This is a genomic window from Mesorhizobium sp. C416B (genome assembly GCF_030323165.1).
Taxonomy (GTDB): Bacteria; Pseudomonadota; Alphaproteobacteria; order Rhizobiales; family Rhizobiaceae; genus Mesorhizobium.
Genome location: NZ_CP100471.1, coordinates 2,377,052 through 2,400,999, shown reverse-complemented (window position 1 = coordinate 2,400,999; position 23,948 = coordinate 2,377,052). Strand labels below are relative to the sequence as shown.

23 protein-coding genes and 1 pseudogene are annotated in these 23,948 nt (G+C 59.7%); 18 read left to right on the top strand and 6 right to left on the bottom strand.

Translation table 11 applies throughout. The features are described 5' to 3' along the window. A complete protein-coding gene (locus tag NLY43_RS11845) occupies nt 1-1,890 on the top strand; it encodes a hypothetical protein (protein ID WP_023711826.1) in 1,890 nt (629 codons plus the stop codon). A 103-nt stretch (nt 1,891-1,993) separates the two neighbouring features. On the opposite strand, the gene NLY43_RS11840 is transcribed toward NLY43_RS11845, so the two are convergent. The 3 genes from NLY43_RS11840 to NLY43_RS11830 are packed head-to-tail and all read right to left on the bottom strand — an operon-like array spanning nt 1,994 to nt 4,046. After that, nucleotides 1,994-2,650, bottom strand: a complete 657-nt coding sequence (locus tag NLY43_RS11840) for a hypothetical protein (protein WP_023711825.1) — start codon at nt 2,648-2,650, stop codon at nt 1,994-1,996. Between the two features lie 4 nt (nt 2,651-2,654). After that, nucleotides 2,655-3,524, bottom strand: a complete 870-nt coding sequence (locus NLY43_RS11835; protein WP_023711824.1) for a hypothetical protein — start codon at nt 3,522-3,524, stop codon at nt 2,655-2,657. Further along, the gene (locus tag NLY43_RS11830) at nt 3,525-4,046 is read right to left on the bottom strand and encodes a KwaA family protein (RefSeq protein ID WP_023711823.1); all 522 of its coding nucleotides are present in this window, start codon (nt 4,044-4,046) and stop codon (nt 3,525-3,527) included. It abuts the gene before it with no gap. A 245-nt stretch (nt 4,047-4,291) separates the two neighbouring features. Here NLY43_RS11830 and NLY43_RS11825 point away from each other — a divergent pair, with 245 nt between their 5' ends. From NLY43_RS11825 to NLY43_RS11755, 15 genes and pseudogenes are all read left to right on the top strand, one after another. Further along, a complete protein-coding gene (locus tag NLY43_RS11825; RefSeq protein WP_023806689.1) occupies nt 4,292-4,561 on the top strand; it encodes a site-specific integrase in 270 nt (89 codons plus the stop codon). Nucleotides 4,562-4,818: 257 nt separating this feature from the next. After that, nucleotides 4,819-5,820, top strand: coding sequence for a ParA family protein (locus tag NLY43_RS11820; RefSeq protein WP_023711822.1), 1,002 nt, complete (start codon nt 4,819-4,821; stop codon nt 5,818-5,820). A gap of 336 nt (nt 5,821-6,156) precedes the next feature. Then, a pseudogene (locus tag NLY43_RS11815) lies at nt 6,157-7,175 on the top strand (IS110 family RNA-guided transposase). Nucleotides 7,176-7,613: 438 nt separating this feature from the next. Continuing rightward, a complete protein-coding gene (locus tag NLY43_RS11810; protein ID WP_023711821.1) occupies nt 7,614-9,644 on the top strand; it encodes a conjugal transfer protein TraG in 2,031 nt (676 codons plus the stop codon). A 119-nt stretch (nt 9,645-9,763) separates the two neighbouring features. Beyond that, complete coding sequence (locus tag NLY43_RS11805; RefSeq protein ID WP_023711820.1) at nt 9,764-10,177, top strand: hypothetical protein; 414 nt, start codon at nt 9,764-9,766, stop codon at nt 10,175-10,177. Then, entirely contained in the window at nt 10,174-11,142 is a 969-nt protein-coding gene (gene trbB, locus NLY43_RS11800) for a P-type conjugative transfer ATPase TrbB (RefSeq protein ID WP_023711819.1), read from the top strand. The genes NLY43_RS11805 and trbB overlap by 4 nt, the downstream gene beginning before the upstream one ends. 11 nt (nt 11,143-11,153) lie before the next feature. Continuing rightward, nucleotides 11,154-11,462 carry a TrbC/VirB2 family type IV secretion system protein gene (locus NLY43_RS11795; RefSeq protein ID WP_023711818.1) on the top strand — a complete coding sequence of 103 codons (309 nt, stop codon included), beginning with the start codon at nt 11,154-11,156 and terminating at the stop codon, nt 11,460-11,462. Next, nucleotides 11,462-11,734 carry a VirB3 family type IV secretion system protein gene (locus tag NLY43_RS11790; protein ID WP_023689361.1) on the top strand — a complete coding sequence of 91 codons (273 nt, stop codon included), beginning with the start codon at nt 11,462-11,464 and terminating at the stop codon, nt 11,732-11,734. The genes NLY43_RS11795 and NLY43_RS11790 overlap by 1 nt, the downstream gene beginning before the upstream one ends. Next, entirely contained in the window at nt 11,728-14,178 is a 2,451-nt protein-coding gene (trbE, locus tag NLY43_RS11785; protein ID WP_023711817.1) for a conjugal transfer protein TrbE, read from the top strand. The genes NLY43_RS11790 and trbE overlap by 7 nt, the downstream gene beginning before the upstream one ends. Continuing rightward, complete coding sequence (gene trbJ / locus NLY43_RS11780) at nt 14,175-14,900, top strand: P-type conjugative transfer protein TrbJ (RefSeq protein ID WP_023669263.1); 726 nt, start codon at nt 14,175-14,177, stop codon at nt 14,898-14,900. Before trbE ends, trbJ begins: the two co-directional genes overlap by 4 nt. Nucleotides 14,901-14,936: 36 nt before the next feature. Further along, entirely contained in the window at nt 14,937-16,259 is a 1,323-nt protein-coding gene (gene trbL / locus NLY43_RS11775) for a P-type conjugative transfer protein TrbL (RefSeq protein ID WP_023711816.1), read from the top strand. Further along, nucleotides 16,260-16,991 (top strand): conjugal transfer protein TrbF, encoded by a 732-nt coding sequence (trbF, locus tag NLY43_RS11770; RefSeq protein WP_023711815.1) that lies wholly within the window; start codon nt 16,260-16,262, stop codon nt 16,989-16,991. Beyond that, nucleotides 16,981-18,009 (top strand): P-type conjugative transfer protein TrbG, encoded by a 1,029-nt coding sequence (gene trbG / locus NLY43_RS11765; protein ID WP_031198335.1) that lies wholly within the window; start codon nt 16,981-16,983, stop codon nt 18,007-18,009. The genes trbF and trbG overlap by 11 nt, the downstream gene beginning before the upstream one ends. Nucleotides 18,010-18,019: 10 nt before the next feature. Next, nucleotides 18,020-19,237, top strand: a complete 1,218-nt coding sequence (locus NLY43_RS11760; RefSeq protein WP_023711813.1) for a TraB/TrbI/VirB10 family type IV secretion system protein — start codon at nt 18,020-18,022, stop codon at nt 19,235-19,237. Between the two features lie 13 nt (nt 19,238-19,250). Beyond that, on the top strand, nt 19,251-19,529 hold the full coding sequence (locus NLY43_RS11755) for a DUF2274 domain-containing protein (protein WP_023692449.1): 279 nt from the start codon (nt 19,251-19,253) through the stop codon (nt 19,527-19,529). A 318-nt stretch (nt 19,530-19,847) separates the two neighbouring features. Here the strand turns inward: NLY43_RS11755 and NLY43_RS11745 are convergent, their stop codons facing one another. The 3 genes from NLY43_RS11745 to NLY43_RS11735 form a co-directional block, all read right to left on the bottom strand. Beyond that, on the bottom strand, nt 19,848-20,171 hold the full coding sequence (locus NLY43_RS11745; protein ID WP_155921672.1) for a hypothetical protein: 324 nt from the start codon (nt 20,169-20,171) through the stop codon (nt 19,848-19,850). A gap of 914 nt (nt 20,172-21,085) precedes the next feature. Next, the gene (locus NLY43_RS11740; protein ID WP_023711810.1) at nt 21,086-21,481 is read right to left on the bottom strand and encodes an avidin/streptavidin family protein; all 396 of its coding nucleotides are present in this window, start codon (nt 21,479-21,481) and stop codon (nt 21,086-21,088) included. A 480-nt stretch (nt 21,482-21,961) separates the two neighbouring features. Beyond that, the gene (locus NLY43_RS11735; RefSeq protein ID WP_023713204.1) at nt 21,962-22,642 is read right to left on the bottom strand and encodes a hypothetical protein; all 681 of its coding nucleotides are present in this window, start codon (nt 22,640-22,642) and stop codon (nt 21,962-21,964) included. Nucleotides 22,643-22,765: 123 nt separating this feature from the next. On the opposite strand from NLY43_RS11735, the gene NLY43_RS11730 reads away from it, so the two are divergent. Further along, nucleotides 22,766-22,981 carry a hypothetical protein gene (locus NLY43_RS11730; RefSeq protein ID WP_023692444.1) on the top strand — a complete coding sequence of 72 codons (216 nt, stop codon included), beginning with the start codon at nt 22,766-22,768 and terminating at the stop codon, nt 22,979-22,981. Between the two features lie 255 nt (nt 22,982-23,236). Next, nucleotides 23,237-23,866, top strand: coding sequence for a hypothetical protein (locus tag NLY43_RS11725; RefSeq protein WP_023711808.1), 630 nt, complete (start codon nt 23,237-23,239; stop codon nt 23,864-23,866). The last annotated feature ends 82 nt before the right edge of the window (nt 23,867-23,948 follow it).

Below are 23,948 nucleotides of genomic sequence, written 5' to 3'. Positions count from 1 at the left end.
ATGGAAGACAGATTCGAGCTCCTGACGACGGAAGGCACGCCCATCCTAGACCCGGGAACGGCTCAAGAGAACGAATTGCTGGCCGCGATTGAGGCCCTGTCTTCCGAAACTGCGCGCGCAGACGCGTTCTGCTGGATGACCCGCTGGGTGACCGCGGCCGCCGTTCAGCGCGCGCTGCTGCGGATACTCGAGCGAGAGGATGACGCCACCTCTGTTGCGGAAATGGTCGACTGCCTCGACGAACTGCCCACAATACCGCAGGCTCTCGGGCGCAGTGCGTGGGAAATCTTCCGCCGCCGTTTCGAGCCCCGGTCTGAACATAGCTGGATGCGATCGCAGGCGTTGCGCGGCGCGCTTGTCGTAGTGCAGGGCGACCACAGTTTGGTCAGGCGCCTGCAGTCGTATCTTCTGGACGTCACGACAGACGACGACGGGGCCTATCTGCGTCACGTCGCCAAGGTCACGGGCACCATTCTGCGTCGATACCCCGATGACGACTTCCGAGACCTTCTCTCCAACCTGGCGCATGTGGGCGAGGCAGCAGACGAAGCTACCCTTGAGCTCGGACTTGATCGCTTGCAAGACGGGTTGCTGGCCAGAACGCAGGACGCGCTCATGTCAGCCTTGACGGCGGCGCAGGGTTGGTTTCGCCGTTCCCTGGCGGCGAGCGAAGGACGTTCGGATGCTGCGCTGTATGATATCTGTACGTCTGTTCTGATCGATGTGCAGAACAGAGGACTGCACTCCGATCTTGCGTTGGATTTGCCTAAACTTCGTAGGGCAGCCATCGAGTACTCAGCCTTTGCCGTCGATCGCCACTCCGCCCAGTCATGGCTCGGGGCGCCATCGCGCGAGCGTTTTCACTGGCTGTCGATGGCCACGAAGTTAGCCATGGCTGCTCACACGTTCACAAAGGACACCTGGCTGCAAGCGGCCATTGTGATCGAGGACGAGTTGCTATCGATCTTTTTTGCGAGTGAGAGCGTGTTCTCTCGATCCGATGGCCACGGCGCCGATATTCTCGGACGAAAGGCACTCGTCCAATCGCTGCAGAAGCGGCGATACTATCTGCAGACCTTAAATCAATGGCTCGCCGAGAACGTTGATAGCGATCTCGCTCCGAATGTCGGACAACTACGCGACACGGTGCAACATTCACTGGCCGGAGCTATCCATCGCAGCCCTTTTGACGAATCGACTGAAGGCTGGCTGGTCGATGTCCTCAAGAAAGCCGGCCTCGACGCAGCTACAGCCGCCATGACCGCAGCGCAGTTCGACGTGGGGATGGATCGCAATCGGCAAGTGGCAGAGCTGTGGGCCGCCGTTATTGAGAAGCTCTCGGACAATCCCGATTACCAGCGCGACCATCCCCGAGCGCTGCTGGAACACATGTGTACGCTCATTGTGCGTTTTCTCGATTTTCGCGCCAACGTTGGCAGAAGTACCGACCCGTCTGCTGAGTACGTGTTTCGGCGCGGCGCCGATCTGCCGGTCGAACACGACCTTCAACTAGATTTCCTGAAGTTCCTCACGATGTCGGACGCACCGTCGTTCCGAGCCGAAGCCCGTGACTCCGGTGGCGGTCGCGCTGACATCGCTCTCGAATATCGTGGCGTCAAGTCGATCGTGGAGGTGAAGAGGGACGACAACGTGCTCAACAATGCGGAACTTGCGGAGCGGTATGCCGGCCAGGCGACGGGCTATCTGACGACCGGTGTCTGTTTCGGTTTCCTCCTGGTGCTAGATCTCACGGATCGGAAAGGCCATCAACCGCACATTTCCGAACAGATCAGTGTGGAGCAAAAGGTGCCGGATGGATCTAAGGTAAAATACCATATTGTGGTGGCCAGAATTCAAGCCAATCGCAAGACGCCGCATGAACTGCGGTAATGTTAGCTTTCCTTTGACGCATACCGATACCAGTGAAGGCGCACAACTCAGAGATCGGTGTTTGCGAGATCGAATCTATACGCTTCCGGAGCGGCAATTTGGCTTAGTCAAGCAGATGGTCGAGGCCACTCCTTCGATGAGCAACTTTCTCGAGGTAGGCTGACTGTTCGGTCGTGAGGCACGGCTTAACGAGCGCCATTTCCCAGTCCTTCAGGGACAAAAGTTGCGCTTTTTCCCGGCCTCGGCGGATCGTGAGCTTGAAGTCTTGAGGGCTGTGCACGACGCCTTTCTTTCTTAACCTCCAGAGAACGGTCGCCAGTTGTTTGGGGGTGAATGCACCCCGCGTCTGCAAATAGTCTATAAAGGAATGAACATCGAAATTGGGTTCAACGTTCGCCAGCGCCACAAGCGCGCTTACTAATCGCCTGCGGCGCGCGTCCTCGACAAGTTGTCGCCGATCTCGATCGACCTTCTTACGAGTGGCGAGCGCGTCTAAGGTGCGGCCTTCTTCGTCGGTCGCAGCTATACCAAAGCGATGAATGCATTCAGATCCGATCAGCAGCCTTGCGGCCGTATGCAAATTGCGGATTTCGAATTGGTAGCGGATGTCGGGATGATCACAGAGTTCACAGTTAGCGGAGGGCGCTTCGAGGTCATGGTAGTCACCAGTGTAGCGCCACTCGCGAAGAGCTTGCGAAAGGCTGCCCTTGTCCCAACTGAGCGGGAGCAGGTTATTCGCAGCCCTCGTTTCCCAACTCATTGGGCTAGGCCAGAGGTCGGTTTGAATTGGTTATGAAGAGCTGTTGGTCGATAGGCCCGAGATAGACCTTATTCAGTAGGAAACTGAATAGAGCCTTTGCGCCTTTTCGATCGGCTGGTATCTCGATACGGCCTGCATTTACGGCGATTGGAAATCCTATAGCCACTGCCTGCGCCTGAATATTTGCGACCGGGTGATTTCCAAGAACGTTGGTCTTCGTGATTGCAAGAACGTGCTTTCGGATACCTTCATCAGCTCCGGCTACGAACGCCGCAGCATCCCCGATGGCGAGGCTAGCGTGGCCGCAAAATGCAGCTAGCTCAGGATCGGTTGCGTCTCGGAAGACAGGGGACATATCGAGGACGCGCCGTAACATGGAGTAACTCTTGAACCGGACCAGTCCTATCGCGTCGACGGTTGCTACCAATTTATTATCCAGTGAGAATGCCGGTTCGACGAGCCGTCGAAAAACATCGCCCTCATATAAAAACGCGAAACGATTAGATAGCACCTGTTGCGGGCCAAAGTTCTGGATCAAGAGCCGCCGATTTGGGCCATTGCCGAGGACGGCGAATAGGCCCTTGACGGATTGATCTTGAAAATTGGCGACATCGAGTACGGGAAGTGCGACCGCGTTCTGGTCCGCTGCAGCTAGCAGCGCTTGTGCCTCTGGCAGGCTTTGGATGAAGAGCACATCCTCGCTGTCTGGAATCCAATCGCCCGTGAATGCAATTTCGTTGGCGATGCCGGCCATGAATTGAGCTTCTTGGTTTTCGAACACCCCGTTTAGTTGGGCCTGCAGCGGATTGGCCAATTGAATGTGTCTGACTTCGGCTATCTCGGCCGGACGGCATACGGCGTAGAGTTGAGTCATTTATTTTCCCCCCAGATCGAGCAGAATGTATTCTGTGAGCTGGCCTACCTGCAATTCCGTGGCGGCAGTGCGAAGATGTTTCTTCGTTATCAGCACGAAAGTCACCCCTTCAGCAGATTGGACTTTGTAGAAGTGCCACCCAAGCAAGCCAAGCAAGGGGTTGAAATGGTAGTTGTACCCAGTGGCGGTTATCACGCCAAATATTGCGACAGTTGGCACCCAGAATTTCCAATCTAGTGTGTTGAATTGCGACGTGAATAGCGGCATTACATAGAGGAGGAGAAACGCGGTGTTCTCATGGTCCGCAGCCTCGATTGACGCTGCTTTGAATTTAGACGCGGGCAGTGAGCGTTTAGCGCTCCAGAGAATCCCGACGCATAGGACACAAAGGATTAGGCAGCCTGTCAGGATGAATTTTGCCGTCTGGGGCGCACATTCAACCCACGCAACCCAAGCATAGGTCAATCCGACCGGGGCGAGGGCCGTGCTTGTGAAGACTAGTCTGGCAAAAACATTGAACATTTGGCTCTTCTATCACGTTGCAGCATTCGGCGGCGATACGACTACAGAAGTCCACAGCGTTTTTAGGCGAAGAGATCGCTTCGTCCTGATAAGGCCCTCTATCGGGCCCGCCCTGTTCCGATCTTAGGTCCCATGGCAGCTTTTATCGGCATCTGCTCTCGAAGCTGCCATTCAGGTTTACGGCCCCTGAGCGGTAGTGTCGTGCGACGTTCTCTCTCGGCCAATCAAGGCCGAGGAGAACTCACATGGGCCATTCTCAATTCGATGATGCCAGTCGCGAGCGCGCAGCTTGGAATGCCGGAAAGAGGGTCGTCACCAAGCGTCCGTTCAACCAGAAGCAGATCTGGGCAATTCGCTTTTTCCTCGATCGCAAGAGACGCGTTCGGGACCGTGCGCTATTCGATCTAGCAATCGACAGCAAGCTTCGCGGTTGTGACCTGGTCAAGATCAGGATTCGCGATGTGGTCGCCCGACCGGAGATAGGGACTCGCGCTGACACGTGGAATACCGGGTAGCTTCGACAATTGTGGGGTGGGAAGCGGACGGACAGCTCTTGAGCTGGGCATGCGACGTTTCAGCCGTTTAAGCACATCGAGGAGAACCGTAAAATTCAACGAATTGCTGGCATTCCCAATGCACGACCTTGACTGCTCTTATGCGGAGGCCTGAGGACATTCCACATTTGTACCGCAATTCGAGGAAGATTAATTTCATATCTGTGGCGAACCGACCGTGGGCCGCTTATGGTCATCACGAACAAAAGGAATTTCAAATGACCAAGAGCATTGCGATTTTCAATAACAAAGGCGGTGTCGGAAAAACGACCTACATGTATCATGTTGGGCATCTTCTCGCCGCGCGCGGGCTCACCGTCCTGATGGTCGATTGCGACAGTCAATGTAACCTGAGTGCATATTGCTTGAGCGACACTGCTATTCGACAATCGTGGGGCACGGAGGGAAACAGTATCTACCGAGCCATTGAGCGTGTCGCACGAGGCATCGGCGACATTCGCCAGAGACAGCCTAGTCCGGTTCCACACGCTCAGGGCAAGCTGTATCTCGTGCCGGGGGATCTTCGACTCAGCGATTTTGAAGACACATTGGGCGACACCTGGAGTGCTGCACGAGGTGGCAACGAGCCTGCGGTGCGAGCTCAATCTGCAATCCATCGCTACATTCAATGGGCTAGCGAGAAAGTCCGCGCAGACTTGGTGCTGTTGGATCTCGGTCCCAACCTGGGCGCGCTGAACCGAGCTGTTCTAGCCTCGGCGGATTACTTCATCACGCCTCTGGCTCCCGACCTGTTTTCCATTCAAGGAACGGAAAACCTCGGCAACAAGCTGGTCGGATGGCGGAAAGAGTGGGATCAAACTAATACCGCATGGAAGGACCCCACTCTCTCTATCCCCAAGGGGAGACCGAGCTACCTTGGCTACGTCGTTCAACAGCATAACGTACGTTCAAATGCTGTTGGGATGACGGAAGGTTGGCAAATTTACGGGAACGAACTCGAGCCTGCGATTCGCGCAAACATTATCGAAAAGCTTACTCCTCTGAATCAAGTACAGGTTTGGCACGATGATGATTATAAACTGGGATTGATCCCAAATCTTCACAGCCTTGTTCCATATTCTATGGACGCCAAGAAGCCGATCTTCTACTGTAATTCTAGCGATGGCGTTCGCGGTGCTCATCTTGCGAAGGCTAGGGATTCAGCCGATCATTTTGCAGAGATAGTTGACACCCTCAACTCAGTTTCCGCTTGGCCTTAGAGATTGCTTGATTGACCTCATACTTCTGCATTGAATTGGGGGATGGGTATTGCTTTGGGCCGCTGCAAGAGTCGAAATATACTCCCAACAGCCGATACGATTCTCGGCCGAGATCGGTCTCGAAGTGCTCCTAACTCAGTCCACTATTGGAATCGAACGAACGGCAAGTTTCGGGCGACGACATGATCAAACCGAAGGGCTGACTTGGGGTCGGGTGCCGAACGGCGGCTTTCTGAGTTTCTCGGCCAGAACCGGACAGTCGGCAGATGATGCGGTGGACGGCTCTCCTCCCGCCCTGCGGTATGATCGTGGGCCAGAAGCTGGAGGAGATCTATGATAGGCAACGTTACGACGATTGGTCTGGATATTGCGAAGTCAGTGTTTCAAATCCACGGGGTGGATGCGGCGAGTGAGGTTGTCGCTCGCAGGAAGCTGACGCGTGGGCGCGTGATGGCATTCTTCGAGAGCCTGCCACGTTGCCTGGTCGGTATCGAAGCCTGCAGCTCGTCGCATTATTGGGCTCGCGAGCTAATCGCACGTGGTCACGATGTGAGGTTACTGCCGGCACAATATGTGAAGCCTTATCTGAAGCGGCAGAAGAATGATGCCCCAGATGCAGAGGCGATCTGCGAGGCGGTCACTCGGCCGACCATGCGCTTCGTGCCTGCGAAATCACCCGAGCAGCAAAGTGTGATGATGGCTGCACCGGGTCCGGTTGATGCTCAACCGCCAGCGCACGCAGATATCGAACGCGTTGCGGGCACACCTATCCGAGTTCGGGATCGTAGCGCCGATCGGGCGGAATGGGATTGAGCAACTGCTCGTGGTCGTCAACGACGAGAACGAGACCAGGATACCAGCTGACTCGCGGCTATGCCTCGCTTGAGGCGCAGCTCAGGGTCGTGAAGAAACAGATCCTCGAAAACGATCGTAGGGTTCGGGCGAATGCGCGTGAGACCGAGCTTGGTCGCAGGTTGATGGAAATCCCAGGCGTCGGCCCGCTGCTGGCAAGTGCATTCGTGGCTACGGTCGCCGATGCGCATGCGTTCAAGTCGGGGCGCTGTCTATCGGCATGGATCGGACTCGTGCCGAAGCAGCACTCGAGCGGGGGGAAGGAGAGGCTCGGCAGTATCTCCAAGACCGGCAATCGCTACTTGCGGCAGTTGCTCGTGGTGGGTGCGATGGCGGTCATCCGCTATGCCGAGCGCAACGGTACCAGGAGGCCATGGCTCGTGCAGTTGATGGCGCGGCGAACAGCCAAGGTTGCGGCGGTTGCGTTGGCCAACAAGACCGCCCGGATGGTCTGGGCACTGATGACGAACGGCGAGCGCTACAGGGAGCCGGTCATCGCATAGAACAAGATAAGGCGAGCGATCGCTGACGAGGTTGGAAAGGGCGGACAGGAGCTAATGCACAAAGCCGGTTGATACCGCCGGATCAGGAAAACCCACTGGGGCCGTGCACCTTGAGTGCGAGCTTACGATCGGGACCTGAGACGCGCGAATGGCATTATGGCCAGCGGCACATGATAGGCCGCACCTACAGGTCGGATACATGGCCGCACCAACCAGCAACGGCAACGCTCAAAGAATCCCTTGCCAACGGAGAGCCGTCCATACACGGCCCCATACAAGTCATTCGCTCGTGCCTTCGCGATGACATTTCTTGGCGCCCCCAATCTTCTAAGCCTGCAACGTTCACTGCATCGCACGGGCGCGTATATTGGGTATCTTCAATATTCTGAAACGTCACGCCATCCTGCTTCCGTTTAACAAAACTCGGAGGCTGCGCCCATGACACCGACGAAGCTCCTTGTCGGTCAGATAGTCGTTGTGTTCGCCATCGTCATTCTCGGCGTATGGACAGCGACTCAATGGTGCGCCCAAACTTTAGATTATCAGCCGCAACTCGGACCCCCATGGTTTGTCGCAGCCGGATGGCCGATCTACAAGCCGTGGCAACTGTTCGAGTGGTGGTTCCATTTCGACGCATACGCGCCCGAGGTCTTCGACACGGCCGGGATGCTTGCGGCCACCACAGGCTTCATGGGCTGCGCGGCCGCCATCGCTGGCTCCCTCTGGCGTGCGCGGCAGCGCGGCCTAGTCACCACTTATGGCTCGTCGCGATGGGCCGTGTCTTGCGAGATCGAGAAGGCAGGGCTGTTTCGACCAGCCGGTGTTTTCCTTGGCAAGCTGAAGGATCACTATCTGCGCCATGACGGGCCGGAACACGTCATGGCCTTTGCGCCGACACGTTCGGGCAAGGGCGTCGGATTGGTCGTTCCAACTCTTCTTTCCTGGACCGGCTCGGCCGTCATTCACGACATCAAGGGCGAGAACTGGCAGCTGACCTCCGGCTGGCGGTCGATGTTCTCGTACTCCCTTTTGTTCAACCCGACTGATCCAAGGTCGGCGCGGTACAACCCGCTGCTGGAAGTGCGCAGGGGCTCAGATGAGGTCCGCGACGTTCAGAACATCGCCGACATTCTCGTCGATCCGGAAGGCGCGCTGGAGCGGCGGAATCATTGGGAGAAGACTAGTCATTCACTCTTGGTCGGGGCCATCTTGCACGTGCTCTACGCCGAAGAAGAAAAGACGCTCGCCCGCGTCGCCACTTTCCTGTCGGATCCGCAACGCTCGTTTGCCACGACACTGCTGCGGATGATGACCACCAACCACCTCGGCACGGCGGACAAACCTCGGGTCCATCCCGTCGTGGCCTCGGCGGCTCGCGAGGTGCTTAACAAATCAGAGAACGAGCGCTCAGGCGTTCTCTCGACCGCCATGTCGTTTCTCGGTCTCTATCGTGATCCGACCGTGGCCGCGGCAACATCGGCCTGCGACTGGCGCATTGCGGACCTGATGGATGCCGAGCGGCCGATGTCGCTCTATCTGGTCGTGCCGCCGTCGGACATCTCGCGCACCAAGCCGCTGGTGAGACTGGTGCTCAATCAAATCGGCCGCAGGCTGACTGAGCGCCTGGAGGGTGACCCGAAGAAGAGCCGCAGGCATCAACTCCTCATGATGCTCGACGAATTCCCGGCGCTCGGACGCCTCGATTTCTTCGAGACCGCGCTTGCCTTCATGGCAGGCTACGGCATCCGCGCCTATCTGATCGCTCAATCCTTGAACCAGATCTCCAAGGCCTATGGCGAGAACAACGCCATTCTCGACAATTGCCATGTGCGGATTGCCTTTTCTTCCAATGACGAGCGCACGGCCAAACGCATCTCGGACGCGCTCGGTACAGCGACGGAACTCAGATCCATGCGCAACTATGCCGGCCATCGGCTGGCACCCTGGCTTTCGCACGTCATGGTGAGCCGCCAGGAAACTGCGCGACCGCTGTTGACACCAGGCGAGGTGATGCAATTGCCGCCTTCGGACGAGCTGGTGCTGATATCAGGATTGCCGCCGATCCGTGCGAACAAGCTCCGCTACTACGAGGACCAGAATTTCACCGAACGGGTGCTGCCGGCGCCGGTGTTGCGCGACGGTCTGTACGCGGACTGTCCTGCGTCGCGCCCCGACGATTGGAGCGGACTAGTCCGCAGTGTTGACCGCCGTCTCGCTGCAGATGACGAAAACGCCGGCGCGGCAATCGAAGAAGACGGCGGCGTGCAACAGCAGCGTCATCCCGGCCTGCCTGAAGACCACGTCGTCGTCTCTCAGGAGCCTGATCAAGACGACCTCTTCAATCTGGCCGACGATGACGCCGAGGCACTCGCAGACAAGCGCGTCATGGACCGGGTTTCCACCGCAGCCAGCGCCTACGGTATCAACGAGGGAAGGGGCGACGACAAGGACATCATCCCCGGCTTCTAAGCGCTTTCGCAGCTCAGGCGTATCTCAGCGTAGATAACGCCCATAAGCGATTTTTCAGATATCGGCGATGTTCGTTGCCGCCGCCGGCGCATCAGCGCCGGCCAGTCGGAACGAGCCCCATGAAGCCCCATCGCATTCGCCACCAGTTTCTGCTCGAACCCGCGTTAAGCGAGAAGCTGGAAACGCTGAGCCGCAACCCGTCGACCACAAAATCGGCGATCGTTGCGAAAGCAGTCGAGGCCTTCATCGAGCGGCGTGGCGAGAACGAACTCGACAATCGTTATGGCAGGCGTCTCGACCGTCTTTCTCGCGACCTCGACCATATCCGAACCGATGTCGAGGTGATCCTGGAGAGCCTCGCACTCTTCATACGCTTTTCGATTACGCTTCATTCCCACACGCCGGTCCCGGATCGGGCGACACAGGCGATTGCCCAAGAGCGCTTTGACAAATTCGTCGAGCAGGTCGGTCGCCAGATCGCCTCCGGGAAGCGCTCGCTTGGCAACGGCAATGGCAATGGAGGCGAAGGATGAGCTCTCATCCCGCAGCCGACCACCGCCGCCGCGCCATGCTGCGCACAGCCATGGGCCACGCGATCACCGAGGCCCTTGCCGATCCGACCGTCATCGAGGTGATGGTCAACCCCGACGGCGCGCTGCGGCTCGACCGGTTGGGAGAAGGCCGGGTCGATACCGGCGTGCATATGCATCCTTCCGAGGCCGAACGCATCGTCCGCCTCGTTGCCTCTCACGTGCGCGCCGAGGCGCATGCGGACAACCCAATCGTCAGTGCCGAACTACCCTCAGGCGAGCGTTTCGAGGGTCTGCTACCGCCGGTCGTGCTGGCGCCATGCTTCGCCATCCGCAAACCGGCGGCAAAACTCTACACGCTGGCCAACTACGTCGCCGATCGCGTCATGCTCCCGCTGCAGGCTGATGCCCTGAGGAAGGCAGTGCGCGAGCGGCGCAACATCCTGGTCGCCGGCGGCACATCGTCGGGCAAAACGACACTTACCAATGCTCTACTGGCAGAAGTCGCCGAATGCGATGAGCGGGTGATCCTGATTGAGGACACCCGCGAGCTGCAATGCGCGGCCAAGGACTGCGTTGCCATGAGGACGAGGCGGGGCTCCATCACACTCGCCGATCTCGTACGCTCGACCTTACGGCTGAGGCCCGACCGCATCATCGTCGGCGAAGTCAGAGGCGCGGAAGCGCTCGATTTGCTGAAGGCATGGAACACCGGACATCCCGGCGGCATTGCCACCGTTCACGCCAATTCGGCACGCTCCGCACTCTATCGTATTGAGCAGCTCGCTCAGGAAGCCGTTGTCACCGTTCCCCGCCGGCTGATCGCCGATGCCGTCGACTTGGTCATCTTTATTGCCGGAAGAGGACCCGCGCGCCGCGTTGACGCGATCGCCGAGGTCACGGGTCTCGACGGCAGTGGCGACTACGCCGTTGGCCAGCTCACTCTTCCGCAACTCCAGCAGCTTTGAAAGGTCATCTCATGCGCAAGAAAATTTGCTTTCTTTCGTCCGCCGCCGTCGCGCTTCTTCTCACGGCCCAGGCTCACGCTGCCGGCTCCGGCATGCCGTGGGAACAGCCGCTTCAGCAGATCCTGGAATCGGTGCAGGGGCCGGTGGCCAAGATCGTTGCCGTGATCATCATCATAACCACTGGCCTTACCCTTGCGTTCGGCGACACGGCGGGCGGTTTCCGCCGGCTGATCCAGATCGTCTTCGGCCTGTCGATCGCCTTCGCGGCCTCGAGCTTCTTTCTTTCCTTCTTCTCCTTTGGCGGCGGGGCAGTCGTCTGATGAGCACCGGAGAGCAGCATATCGAAGGCTTCGAGGTTCTGGTCCATCGGGCGCTCACCGAGCCGATCCTGCTCGGCGGCGCGCCGCGGGCGGTGGCGATCCTCAATGGCACGGTGGCCGCCGCCATCGGCCTAGGCCTGCAGCAGTGGATTGCCGGTCTGATCCTCTGGATCGCCGGCCACACGCTCGCGGTCTTTGCCGCACGGCGTGATCCGGATTTTGCCAGCGTGCTTGTCCGTCATCTTCGTCAAAAGGGCTGGCTTGCATGCTGAAGCTTTCCGAATACCGCGGCAAAGCCGACCGGCTTGCCGACCATCTGCCCTGGGCAGCACTCGTCGCGCCCGGCATCGTGCTCAACAAGGATGGCAGCTTCCAACGGACATTGCGGTTTCGTGGCCCCGACCTTGAAAGCGCGACGGAGGCCGAACTCATCGGCATATGCGCGCGGGCAAACAATGCGCTGAGAAGGCTCGGCTCTGGCTGGGCATTATTCTTCGAGGCCGAGCGCATCGAAGCGCTGGGCTATGCGAGCTCGGCCCTTCCCGATGCTGCCTCATGGCTGATCGATGAGGAACGGCGCGCGGCCTTCGAGGGCAAGGTCGCGCATTTCGAGAGCATCTATCATCTGACCTTGGTCTTCATGCCCGGGCCCGATGGCCAAGCGCGCGCGGAAAGTGCTCTCGTCGACTCGCATGACTTGGGAGGGGAAAGAGACTGGCGCCAGGAGCTTGCCCGGTTCCGAGACGAGACTGACCGCGTTCTCGATCTTCTTTCGGGCTTCGTGCCCGAGGTGCGCGCGCTCGACGATGCCGAGACCCTGACTTACCTGCACGGCACGATCTCGACACGCCGTCATCCGGTCGCCGTGCCGGAAACGCCAATGTATCTCGACGGCGTCCTGGTTGACGCGCCGCTGACCGGCGGCCTAGAGCCGATGCTGGGCGAGCAGCATCTGCGCACGCTCACAGTTCTCGGCTTTCCGAACGTCACCCGGCCAGGAATCCTTGATGCGCTCAATAACCAGGATTTCGCCTATCGCTGGGTGACGCGCTTCATTCCACTCGACAAGGCGGAAGCCACGAAGACGCTGACTCGGCTCCGCCGGCAGTGGTTTGCCAAGCGCAAATCGATCGCGGCTATTCTGCGCGAGGTGGTGACCAACGAACCGGTGCCTCTCGTCGACAGCGACGCCGACAACAAGGCGCTCGATGCCGATGCAGCACTGCAGGCATTGGGCGGCGATCATGTCGGCTTCGGCTATCTCACCACAACGGTGACGGTGTGGGATCAGAACCGTAAAGCCGCCGCGGAAAAGCTTCGCGCCGTCGAGCGGATCGTCAACGGGCTCGGCTTCACCACCATTCGCGAAAGCATCAATGCCGTCGAAGCGTGGCTTGGTTCATTGCCGGGTCATGTCTACGCCAACGTTCGCCAGCCGCTCGTTCACACGCTTAACCTTGCCCATCTCGTGCCGCTGTCGTCCGTGTGGGCAGGTCCAGCGGAGAACGAGCACCTTGCCGAGGTCACCGGCGATCACGCTCCGCCGCTTCTTTTCGCCGAAACCAGCGGCTCGACGCCGTTTCGGCTTTCGACCCATATCGGCGATGTCGGCCACATGCTGATTGTCGGGCCGACCGGTGCCGGCAAGTCGGTTCTGCTTGCCCTGATCGCTTTGCAGTTCCGGCGCTACGCTGGCGCGCAAATCTATGTCTTCGACAAAGGCAATTCGGCCCGCGCCGCCGCGCTTGCCATGGGCGGCGACCACCATGCGTTGGGTGCGAATGGTGCGCTTGCTTTCCAGCCGCTGCGCCACATCGACGACCCGGCCACACAGAGCTGGGCGGCCGAATGGATCGCCGGCCTCATTGCCCACGAGAATGTCACCGTCACCCCGGAGGTGAAGGAGGCAATCTGGTCGGCGCTCACCAGCCTCGCCACCGCGCCGGCGCAGGAACGCACGCTGACTGGCCTGTCGGTCCTGCTTCAGTCCAATGCGCTCAAATCGGCATTGATGCCCTACACGCTCGACGGACCATTCGGCCGACTGCTCGATGCCGATGACGACCGGCTGGCCATCTCGGATGTGCAGTGTTTCGAAACCCAGGAGCTGATGCACAGCCAAGGCGCTGTGCTGCCTGTGCTCACCTATCTGTTCCATCGTCTTGAGGACCGGTTTGACGGGCGGCCGACGCTGCTCATGCTCGACGAGGCCTGGGTCTATCTCGACAACCCGCTCTTTGCCGCCCGCATCCGCGAATGGCTTAAGGTGCTGCGTAAGAAAAACGTCTCCGTCATCTTCGCGACGCAGTCGCTTGCCGACATCGCCGGCTCTTCTATCGCACCCGCAATCATCGAGAGCTGCCCGCAGCGCATTTTTCTCCCCAATGATCGTGCGGTGGAGCCGCAGGCACGGGCAGCCTATGAGCGCTTCGGTCTTAATGAGCGACAGATCGAATTGGTCGCCCGCGCCACGCCGAAGCGCCACTACTATCTGCAGTCGCGCCGCGGCAATCGCCTCTTCGAGCTCGGGCTAGGCCCGATCGCTCTTGCGCTTTGCGGCGCCTCCGACCCGGCCGCGCAGACCCTGATCGACAATATTCTTTCCGAAGAAGGGCAGGGCAGCTTTGCCGCCCGTTTCTTCAGTGCGCGCGGCCTGGATTGGGCTGCCGAGCTTCTCCAGCAATTTCCTCAACCTAACAAGGAGCAATCGTCATGATCGGACGCCGCCTTTTTACTAGCCTGGTCACCGTTTCCCTGATTGCCAAACCGATGGCTGACTACGTCCAGCCGGCCTATGCGCTCATCGTGTTTGACCCGTCCAACTATACGCAGAATGTGCTGTCGGCAGCACGCGCATTGGAGCAGATCAACAACCAAATCCAGTCGCTTCAGAACCAGGCGACCATGCTGCAGAACATGGCGCGCAACCTTCAGCGCCTGGATTTCTCTTCCGTGGGCCAGCTTACCGGCTCGCTCCAACGGATTGACGGTCTGATGACCCAGGCGAGCGGCCTGAGCTTCGATCTCGACAAGCTGCAGGACCAGTGGCGCCAGCAATATCCGGAAAGCTACGACGCCACCATCAAGGTCAGCGATGTGGCGAGCGCCGCGCGCGAGCGCTGGCAGAGCGCCATGCAGGCGTTCCGCCAGACCATGAGCGCGCAGTCGCAGATCGTCGAGAACGTGCAGGCCGATGGCGACCTGCTTACCGATCTCGTCAATCGCAGTCAGGGCGCGGCAGGTGCCCTCGAGGCAAGCCAGGCTACCAATCAGCTGATCGCGCTTTCGACCAAGCAGCAGATGCAGATCCAGACGCTGCTTGCGACCCAGTTCCGGGCCGAGGCCGAGGATGCGGCGCGCAAGGCGCAGTCTGAGGAAGCCGCTCGCGAGACGACGAAGCGTTTCCTGGGCACCGGCACGGCTTATCCCGGCAACTGAGCGGCAGTTCTTCAAGACAACGAGGAAGGCGGCGACATGAACGACCTCGGAGTCATCGATCGCTTCATGGAGACCTTTACCCGCTACATTGACAGTGGGTTCGGTCTGCTTTCGGGCGACGTCGCCTTTCTCACCACCATTCTGATCGGCATTGACATCACGCTCGCGGGCTTGGTCTGGGCGTTCGGCGGCGAGCCCAACATTCTCGGCCGGCTTGTTCGCAAAGTGCTCTATGTCGGCGCCTTCGCCTTCGTCCTGAACAATTTCAAGAACCTCGCCGACATAATTTACCGCTCCTTTGCCGGTCTCGGCATCAACGCATCGGCCGGCAACCTGTCCGCCGACAGTCTCCTGCGGCCAGGCCGCATTGCCGCGGCCGGCTTCGAGGGCGCCTGGCCGCTCCTCAATCAAGCGAACCAGCTAGTAGGCTTCCCCGAGATCTTCGGTAACGCGCTCACCATCTTCGTGCTGCTTCTGGCCTGGTTCCTGGTCCTCATCGCCTTCTTCATTCTTTCCATCCAGCTCTTCATCACCATCCTCGAGTTCAAGCTCACCACGCTGGCCGGCTTCGTCCTGGTGCCCTTCGCGCTCTGGAACCGTTCGGCGTTTCTGGCCGAGCGCGTGCTCGGCAATGTGATTTCGTCGGGCATCAAGGTGATGGTGCTTGCCGTCATCGTCGGCATCGGCTCCACGCTCTTTGGCGAGTTCGCTTCCGCCCTGCAGGGCCAGGAGCCGGACCTGGCGGCGGCCATGTCTCAGGTGCTGGGTGCGCTGGCGCTGCTTGGGCTCGGCATTTTCGGCCCCGGGATTGCCTCGGGTCTCGTTTCCGGCGCGCCGCAGCTTGGCGCCGGCGCGGCACTTGGAACAACGGCGGCCGCAGCTGGATCAACGCTCGTTGCCGGAGGCGCTGCGTTTGCCGGCGCGCGCATGGCAACAGGCGGCGGCCTCGCCGCAGTCCGTGCCGGCGCCGCCATGGGGTCCGCTGCCACCGTCGCCTGGCAAACGGGGCGCGCGACATCGCCCGAGTCCGGGCTGTCCGGGGTAGCTGCTGGGCTGCAGGGGGTTGCGAGTGCCGCTGGCGGCGCCGCGATGCAGGGAATGCGATCTGCTTCAGAGCCTTTCCGACGCAGCGCCGACGCCGGCCGCGATGCCGGCTGGACAGCGACCGGTGGCACGCCGTTCAGCTCGATGAGCGGAAGTTCGCCCGCTGCGGATCCAACCCCGGCGCCTCCATGGGCAAGGCGTGTGCGCTCCGAACAGGCCGCGCGCGCCCATCGCCATGCTGCCACGCAGGTGGTGCGCGATGGCGATCGGGGCGGAAGCGGCGCCAACCCCTCTCTCAACGACAAGGAAGATTAGATGCTCTTCAAGCGACCCGTTCAGCGTTACGGAAAGACGTCCGAGCCTGAAACACCTTATCAAAAGGCCGGTCAGCTCTGGGACGAACGCATCGGCACAGCGCGCGTGCAGGCGAGGAACTGGCGCCTTATGGCCTTTGGCTGCCTGGCCTTGGCCGCGGGGCTTTCCGGCGGGCTTCTATGGCAGTCGGCGCAGGGCCGCTTTGTGCCTTACGTCGTTGAGGTCGACCGTTTTGGTGAGGCGCGCGCCGTCGCGCCGGCAATTCAGGACTACCAGCCTGACGATGCCCAGATCGCCTGGCATCTCGGCCGCTTCATCCAGAATGTCCGCTCCATCTCCACCGATCCGGTGCTGGTGCGGCAGAACTGGCTGTCGGCCTATGATTTCGCCACCGACCGCGCGGCGCTTTTCCTCAACGAGCATGCCAAGGCGAACGACCCGTTCAGTCAGATCGGCACGCGCAGCGTGTCGGTGCAGGTGACCAGCGTCGTCAGGGCTTCCGACAGTTCATTCCAGGTCAAATGGACCGAGCAGATTTTTGAGCGTGGTAGCCTTTCGAGCACGACGCGCTGGACAGGTATCCTCACCATAGTGATCCGCTCGCCGACGAACACTGACCAGCTGCGCAAGAACCCTCTCGGCGTCTTCATCAACGCCATCGACTGGTCGCGCGAGCTCGACAGCGCCGCGCCAACCCCCTTTTCCCCTAAGGAGCCCGCCAATGACAAATAGAGCCCCATTGCTTCGTGCTGCCTTGATCCTGTCGGCGTCTGCTGCGGTTCTTTCCGCCTGTGCCTCGAAGCCAGTGCCGCCGCCTCAGATTTCCTATGACCACGAGGACTTCGAACCAGCCGCGATCGAGAAGGCGCCGGAGAAGCCGATCAAGGTCGTGGAAGTGCCGAAACCGTTACCGTTGCCTGGTCAGTTGATGCCCGCACCCGGCAAGCCCGGCCCAGATAAGCGCTCGCCGGAAGAACAGGTCGCCGATGCCAACAAGGCGGCGACGCAACAACCCACCAAGTTTGGCTATGTCAATGCGGTGCAGGTTTACCCCTTTGCCGACGGCGCGCTCTACCAGCTCTACGCCGCGCCGGAGCGCGTCACCGATATCTCATTGCAGCGGGGCGAGAAGCTGACCTCGGTCTCAGCCGGCGATACGGTCCGTTGGGTGATCGGCGACACCGTTAGTGGCTCAGGCGATGACCAGCGCACTCATGTGCTGGTGAAGCCATTCGCGCCCGGGCTTGCCACCAATCTGGTCATCACGACGGACAGGCGATCCTATCACCTGCAGCTTCAAAGCACTGAGAAAACTGCCATGGCGGCGCTCTCCTGGATTTACAGCGAAGACCAACTCGTGGCGCTTCGGCGGCGCAACGCCCAGGCCGAGGCTGAAATGCCCGCGGCCTCGAACGTAGCACTCGAAAACATCCGCTTCCGGTATTCGATCGCCGGCGACACGCCACCGTGGAGACCGACGCGCGCCTTTGATGATGGCAGCAGGGTCTATATCGAATTCCCGCGCCGTATAGACCAAGGTGAGGCGCCGCCGCTCTTCATCGTCGGAGCCGACGGGGACAACCACCTCGTCAACTATCGCATGCGCGGCAACTACTACATCGTCGATCGCCTCTTTGCTGCGGCCGAGCTGCGGCTTGGCACCAAGCAACAGCAGGTGGTGCGCATTACGAGAACCGACGGTCGGCAACCGCCGCGGCGGGTTTGGCTTTTTTCGCGTTTTGGCAGGTAAGGGGAGGCTCATGAACGATACTTCCCATCCGAATGCTCTGCCGAAGCTCAATCCCGAACAGCTGCAGCTGCGAGGCTCGCCCCGCCGAGCGGTGCGGTTCAGGCGCGGCATAATCGTCGCGATCGCTGCTGTTGGTTCCGGCGCTGTTTTTGGCATCACGATGATGGCGCTGCGGGGACCCGCATTGCGCCTGAAACAGCAGGCCGAAGAGCTCTACAGCACGGACCGCAAGCCGACCGCCGAGGGACTTGAAACGCTGCCCAAGGACTATTCCGGGAGCAAGCCGAAGGCTCCGGTGCTTGGACCGCCGCTGCCTGGGGATCTCGGCCGTCCTATTCTCGAGCACCAGCGCCAGCTTGGCATCGCACCAGGGCAAGACGTTTCCGCCGAGGCCCAGCGGCTTGCACAACAAGCGATTGAGGCGCGCGAGTCGCAAGTCCTCTTCCGCATCGAAAACCGGCCCCAGCAGGCGGAAGCTTTTGGCAATGGGCAGGGCGGACGTTCGCCTTTCGAGACGGCGTCTCCGCAGCCAGATGCCGAAGGCCAGCGAGCTTCCGTCGCGCCGGCCGAGGGCGACCCGAACAATCAACAGCGCAAGCTCGATTTCATCGATCAACGGAACACCGGCGGGATCTACAACCCGCATACACTGCAGACGCCGGCTTCGCCCTATCAGATCATGGCCGGTAGCGTGATCGCTGCAAGCCTGATCACCGGCATCAATTCCGATCTGCCCGGCCTTGTCGTCGCCCAGATCACCGAGAATGTGCACGACAGCGTCACCGGCAGCATCCTGCTCATCCCGCAGGGCTCACGGCTGATCGGCACCTACGACAGCGTTGTAGCCTTTGGGCAAAGGCGCGCTCTGTTGGTGTGGCAACGCATCGTGATGCCGGACGGCTCATCTATCGAAATCGACAATCTGCCCGTGACCGACGCGGCCGGCTATGCCGGGCTCGAGGACAAAGTGGATTTCCATACTTGGCAGCTGATCAAGGGAGTCGCGGTGGCCACATTGCTGGGGGTTGGTACCGAGTTGAGCTTTGGGGAAAATGAAAGCGACTTGGTCAAGGCAATTCGTGAATCCGCCCAGCAGAACGTCAGTCAAGCCGGCCAACGGATCACGGAAAAGAACCTGAACGTCCAACCCACGATCACCGTCCGCCCTGGTTGGCCGTTGCGCGTCGTCGTGCACAAGGACCTCGTGTTGCGGCCATATACGGGGTGAACAGGAGGACTTAATGGCTAATTTGAAACTCGGAAAACTTCCGGACCGGACACCTTCGAAGATCACCATCACCGTTGGCGCCGACTTGAGCCAAGCACTTAATGACTATGCCGCACTTTACCGTCAGACCTATGGCGAGTCCGAAACCGTGGCTGAACTGATCCCCTTTATGCTGGTCGGATTTCTGGAAGGTGACCGGGCATTTGCCAAGGCCAGAAAGGAAGGTTTACTGGGCGCTGGCGCCTCGGAGAAACCACGAAGGCAATCATCTTCCACGCTGGACAACGGGTAGCGCTTGGTGTCGTTTGGTCGCACGCTAGGTTCTTGATCCTGACCGCGTTGCGGCCGGTCCCGGCGAGCGCTTCGCAAAATTGAGATCAGGCTTTCGCTTTACGCGTTGAGGTAGGTTTTCTTGGCCGGAGCAGCCTTCCTTCCCAAACCTAACGATTTTGCCAGCGCTTATCAGGCGGCCGAATAGTTCAGGGCGACCACGGGATAGTCCTTCGCCAGTCCCCACCTCACCTGGTATGTATCGGGGCCGTGCATGCGTGCGATCTACCGGTGGGGAGTTTTTCTCGAGCCTTTCGGCCGCGTCCGCCAGTTCCTTCGATCATTTCTTGAGCAGCGAATTCGCTTCCTCCCGGAAATATTGCCCAAGATGGTCAAGCAAAGCATGGATCGAACGCGGATCCTTGGGGTCTGCGAGGTGAGCGGGGTCGCCACGCCGAATTAGGGCATGTAGCCAAGCCCACTGCCGCGGTTGCGGCTGGTCCGGCAAAGCGGCGATGAGCTCTGCGGTCTCGGCGTCGGCCTGTTGCTGTCGCAACGCGACCAGAGCCGCCTTTTCAACCGCTTCTGACTCGCCGTCGACCAAGCCTTCGAGAAACTCCACAGACTCCTCGATCGGCATCCATCCCGCAAGTTCGGCGACCATCAGACGGTCCGAACTATCTGTGCACTCGCTCATGCGAGTGATCGTCTCGACCAAGCGTCGCCGTGGTGCGGCACGGCACAGCAAGCGCCTAATTTGATGGCGAACGGGAACCGGCGCTGCGGCGTGGTCGCCCAGCAGGACGTCCGCTGCCCTTTCGCATGAGCTCCAACAACAGGTAGGCGGCCGACTCTGCGCGGGACGCAGCACGCCGGCGGTGATGAGCCGATCGCGAGTCGCGTCTGCAACGGCCAGTCTGGCAGCAACGCTGGCCGTCCACGGATAGATCGCACTCCCATCAAGTAGCGTGCCAGCGAGACGGAGCAAAGCATATCCGTCGCTGGCATGGAACGCCTGGGTGCGTTTCTCTATCGTCGCCCTTCGCCAATACCGATCGACCAGCTCATATTCGCCGACAGCCGGCCCAGCGCTCGCTTCCGGGAATTCGGCAATAGATCGCCGCCAATGTGGGACGTGTAAGCGACAGCAGCACGTCGTCAGGGAGGAACTTAGGATCGCGGCCGGGACCGGCGGAGATGTTCACGCACTTGCGCCAAGGTGAAGTCAGGCACGGCCACTTCGCTCAGCCCCTCGGTCGTCTGATGCAGCAGCCTCGTCATACGATTCTCCGCTGAGATCACCGTCCTGATACCCAGGCGCGCCCAGGGCACCGCTGTCGGCGGCTAGATCCGGATCGGGCCAGGTGGTCGAGGAACAAGGTCAGCCAGACGCCATCCTTGTTGCCAAGTTGCGGAAATCCTCGCAATTGGCAAGCTGCGGTCAAAATCGGTGCGCCAAATGGTCTGACGAACTTATACATCCGGGACAGGTAAGACCGGCTATTCTAGCCTTCGTCAGATCACAGGTCCACCATCGCCGAACCTTCGAGCGAGAGCAACAGCCGAATCTGCCAGCGGCTATTCCCGAACGAATTGATCCGCACCTGCGTTGACTGAAGCCCACATATCGTCGGGTTCCTCGGCATCGGCAACGTTTTGCGTCATCTGCCAAAGAGTGTCGAGAACGTCTGAACCATCTGCAGCGGTAGTCAGTTGCCCTACCCAAGCAGTTATCGCTGCTACCGGCCAGGCGACGACAAACGAGATTAGATCGCCATTTACAAATCCGGCCACGTCTCCGGTCAAGGACTTCCCGCTCCCGCTTTTCGCGGTCGTATATGAACCGGACACTTTGTTCCCCACAACGGCAAGAAACATCTTCGAACCAAGCTCGTTTTTCCAATGTCCGGCAAAGTCGGGACCGTTGCCTGAAGTCATCGAAAGCAGCTTGAGCGCCGTCTCAACTTTTCGCACGTTACATTCCTCCCAAGGTCGACCTTGTGTGGCTTATATCCAAAGGGAGCTTGACGAAGCAAGGCACGTTCCGTCAGTTGTGGGAGAAAAAGGGGTGATAGCAATCAAGACAGAAAACCAGCCAGCCTAGATTCACCACTCGTCATGGCCGATGAATCCAATGCGCTGACGACGGCGACAAGAGACCGCCGGCCCCTCCGGAGCCAATCCATCATTCCAACCAATCTTTCTGTCCCGCATTGCGCTTTGTTGCCGGCAATAGAAGAACGACTCTGTCCAGGATCTGATTTCAGACAGAATTGTTGCCCGCACCGGACGGCAGTTTCTAGACGCAGATATTGAATGCACCCCTCAGATCGGCGCACTCCCCCTGCGCCACTGAAAATTCGCTGACTAGCATTGGGCTTGTTCTCGGATTGCCGCTTCGTGTTCGCGTACGAGTTCTTGGAAGCTAGCGAACGCGACGTAGAACAGCATCTGTTATCGCTCCAGCAAGGTCACAATCTTGGCAAGGTCGAGCGGCTCACGTCCGCCGAACCCGTAACGGACCTGGCCCGTCTTCTCGTTGACGATCCGCGTTACGAGTTGCGTCATTCCAACCACAAACCGCGGCGAGAAACGATGATTGTAGGCATTGCGGAAATCGTCGGTGCCACCGCGGAAGGCACTTGCGCCAATGGCGTCAAGCGCGCGCTTAAGTCCTTTGTAGCCTCGCCAAGACTTGCCATACTTGTCAGCCACGTGGGGATAGATGTCGTAGTCGAGCGGCAGGTCGTCGCTCCAGGTGGCTGGCCGCTTGAGCATATTCGCCTGATGGCACAGATGGGCGGCGGCGAAGCCGAAGCGCCCCTTGACTACATAGGGAGAGTTCAAGGCGTTGATGGCGAGTGTGTCGATGAATTCATGGGTCGCGTCAAATTGTTTCTTCTGCGTTAGCGACTGGATCACCCTTGACCAAGCTGTCAGGCTATGGACGTCGTTGGTAAATCTATTGATGGTATTGGCGAGCTCACGCCCAAATTCGTCGAGCATCCACGAATACGCCATCCATTGGACGCCAATCGGATTGGGCAAGTTCGACCAATTGTAGGGCATATAGCGCCCGGTGAGCGGCGTCCCCTTTAAGGTTTTCCGGAACTGTCGATAGAGCGAGATCCCCATAGCGAGAGTTGTACTCGACGGCGTTCAAAAAGCCATACGCGTCAGTCGCCATTTCAATCGGATCGCGCCGGTATAATTCGGCTTAGGGATTGGGTTCGAGGGCGTCGCGGATATGACGTTTGCATGGCGAACCAGCGCGATGGCGGCGCATTGACGGTCGGGAAATGGAACTTTTCCGGTGTCCTCTACCAGTTGCTTGCAACGTTGAAGGCCGGCCTCACCGCAATGATCGAAGAAGTGGTAGCCAACCGCGACGGTGCCAGCGTCCGCATCGTCGTCGAGCGCGCGAGAGGCGGCGATGCCCAGACGCTCCAACCTGTGGTCCGCAGGGTCGACTAAATCAAGATCCGCCGGGGAATGGCGCCTTGGACTTCGCGCACGATCGTTGAAGAGGTGCTGCCAGATCTGTTTGAGGCCGCGGGCAATGGTGCACAGCCAACCGAATTCCGGTTCATCACAATCTCGATGGGACGGATGCGTTCGCAAAGTTCGTCGAGTCAATCGGCAACGCGCATCGAAATGGCAAAGGTCCAGCGGATCTCGATACCTTAGAGCTGCGCTTTCGCTGGCGGACGGAAAGAATATCACCGGAAGGTGTTCAGCCACATCGTCGAGACCTTGGACGCTCCTGAAGTGTGGCGTTTTCTGGCGACCCTCATAGTGGCGGGCTGGTCGGAGGCAGCAATCACCGATGAGATCGATGCTATGCTGGCCGAACTCGTCGATGAGCGCGAGGAGATCTCCGTCAAGCGCAAGGCGTTTGTGGCGCAGCTCCTCGGCTTAGGCACGGGGTCGGCGTGTCGCTTTTCGCAAACGCCCTGCTTCAAGCGGTCGATCTCATCCTGCGCGGCTGACCTTGGCGCGGCGCATACCGTGGATTCTTCGTCAAATCGAGACGCCCTGCAGGTGGCGAGATATGATCGGACCATTGGATGTGCGGGGCGTGCCGGCGTCGATCGAAGCCCCACTTTCGGTTCCGGACAAGGCAAGACCTGTCGGCTGTGCCGCGCCGCACAGGAGATGATTGATGCCGGCCAATGCGCGATGTTGTTGGCGGCGAGGGGGGAACTTGCCGACATCGAGGCCAAGGAAGGTGTGCTTGTGAAGGTCGGCAACAGGGCGGTATCGCGCTGCGGCGGCGATGAATGCCGCACGGTGCACGGTTGGCTTAGTTGGGCTGTGTTGTGGATCACTGGAGGCTGCACTGCTGAGAGCCTCACTTGACCAAGGCTGCTTCGCGCCCAATTTCGGACGGTGAGGCAAACTTTGCCTTCGCCTGGAAGCAGACATTCCGATCGCCATCTTG

Excerpts from the sequence above, each read along its gene's own strand:
- NLY43_RS11845 (WP_023711826.1), top strand. The coding sequence starts at position 1 with ATGGAAGACAGATTCGAGCTCCTGACGACGGAAGGCACGCCCATCCTA.
- NLY43_RS11840 (WP_023711825.1), bottom strand. The coding sequence starts at position 2,650 with ATGAGTTGGGAAACGAGGGCTGCGAATAACCTGCTCCCGCTCAGTTGG.
- NLY43_RS11835 (WP_023711824.1), bottom strand. The coding sequence starts at position 3,524 with ATGACTCAACTCTACGCCGTATGCCGTCCGGCCGAGATAGCCGAAGTC.
- NLY43_RS11830 (WP_023711823.1), bottom strand. The coding sequence starts at position 4,046 with ATGTTCAATGTTTTTGCCAGACTAGTCTTCACAAGCACGGCCCTCGCC.
- NLY43_RS11825 (WP_023806689.1), top strand. The coding sequence starts at position 4,292 with ATGGGCCATTCTCAATTCGATGATGCCAGTCGCGAGCGCGCAGCTTGG.
- NLY43_RS11820 (WP_023711822.1), top strand. The coding sequence starts at position 4,819 with ATGACCAAGAGCATTGCGATTTTCAATAACAAAGGCGGTGTCGGAAAA.
- NLY43_RS11810 (WP_023711821.1), top strand. The coding sequence starts at position 7,614 with ATGACACCGACGAAGCTCCTTGTCGGTCAGATAGTCGTTGTGTTCGCC.
- NLY43_RS11805 (WP_023711820.1), top strand. The coding sequence starts at position 9,764 with ATGAAGCCCCATCGCATTCGCCACCAGTTTCTGCTCGAACCCGCGTTA.
- trbB (WP_023711819.1), top strand. The coding sequence starts at position 10,174 with ATGAGCTCTCATCCCGCAGCCGACCACCGCCGCCGCGCCATGCTGCGC.
- NLY43_RS11795 (WP_023711818.1), top strand. The coding sequence starts at position 11,154 with ATGCGCAAGAAAATTTGCTTTCTTTCGTCCGCCGCCGTCGCGCTTCTT.
- NLY43_RS11790 (WP_023689361.1), top strand. The coding sequence starts at position 11,462 with ATGAGCACCGGAGAGCAGCATATCGAAGGCTTCGAGGTTCTGGTCCAT.
- trbE (WP_023711817.1), top strand. The coding sequence starts at position 11,728 with ATGCTGAAGCTTTCCGAATACCGCGGCAAAGCCGACCGGCTTGCCGAC.
- trbJ (WP_023669263.1), top strand. The coding sequence starts at position 14,175 with ATGATCGGACGCCGCCTTTTTACTAGCCTGGTCACCGTTTCCCTGATT.
- trbL (WP_023711816.1), top strand. The coding sequence starts at position 14,937 with ATGAACGACCTCGGAGTCATCGATCGCTTCATGGAGACCTTTACCCGC.
- trbF (WP_023711815.1), top strand. The coding sequence starts at position 16,260 with ATGCTCTTCAAGCGACCCGTTCAGCGTTACGGAAAGACGTCCGAGCCT.
- trbG (WP_031198335.1), top strand. The coding sequence starts at position 16,981 with ATGACAAATAGAGCCCCATTGCTTCGTGCTGCCTTGATCCTGTCGGCG.
- NLY43_RS11760 (WP_023711813.1), top strand. The coding sequence starts at position 18,020 with ATGAACGATACTTCCCATCCGAATGCTCTGCCGAAGCTCAATCCCGAA.
- NLY43_RS11755 (WP_023692449.1), top strand. The coding sequence starts at position 19,251 with ATGGCTAATTTGAAACTCGGAAAACTTCCGGACCGGACACCTTCGAAG.
- NLY43_RS11745 (WP_155921672.1), bottom strand. The coding sequence starts at position 20,171 with ATGGTCGCCGAACTTGCGGGATGGATGCCGATCGAGGAGTCTGTGGAG.
- NLY43_RS11735 (WP_023713204.1), bottom strand. The coding sequence starts at position 22,642 with ATGGGGATCTCGCTCTATCGACAGTTCCGGAAAACCTTAAAGGGGACG.
- NLY43_RS11730 (WP_023692444.1), top strand. The coding sequence starts at position 22,766 with ATGGCGAACCAGCGCGATGGCGGCGCATTGACGGTCGGGAAATGGAAC.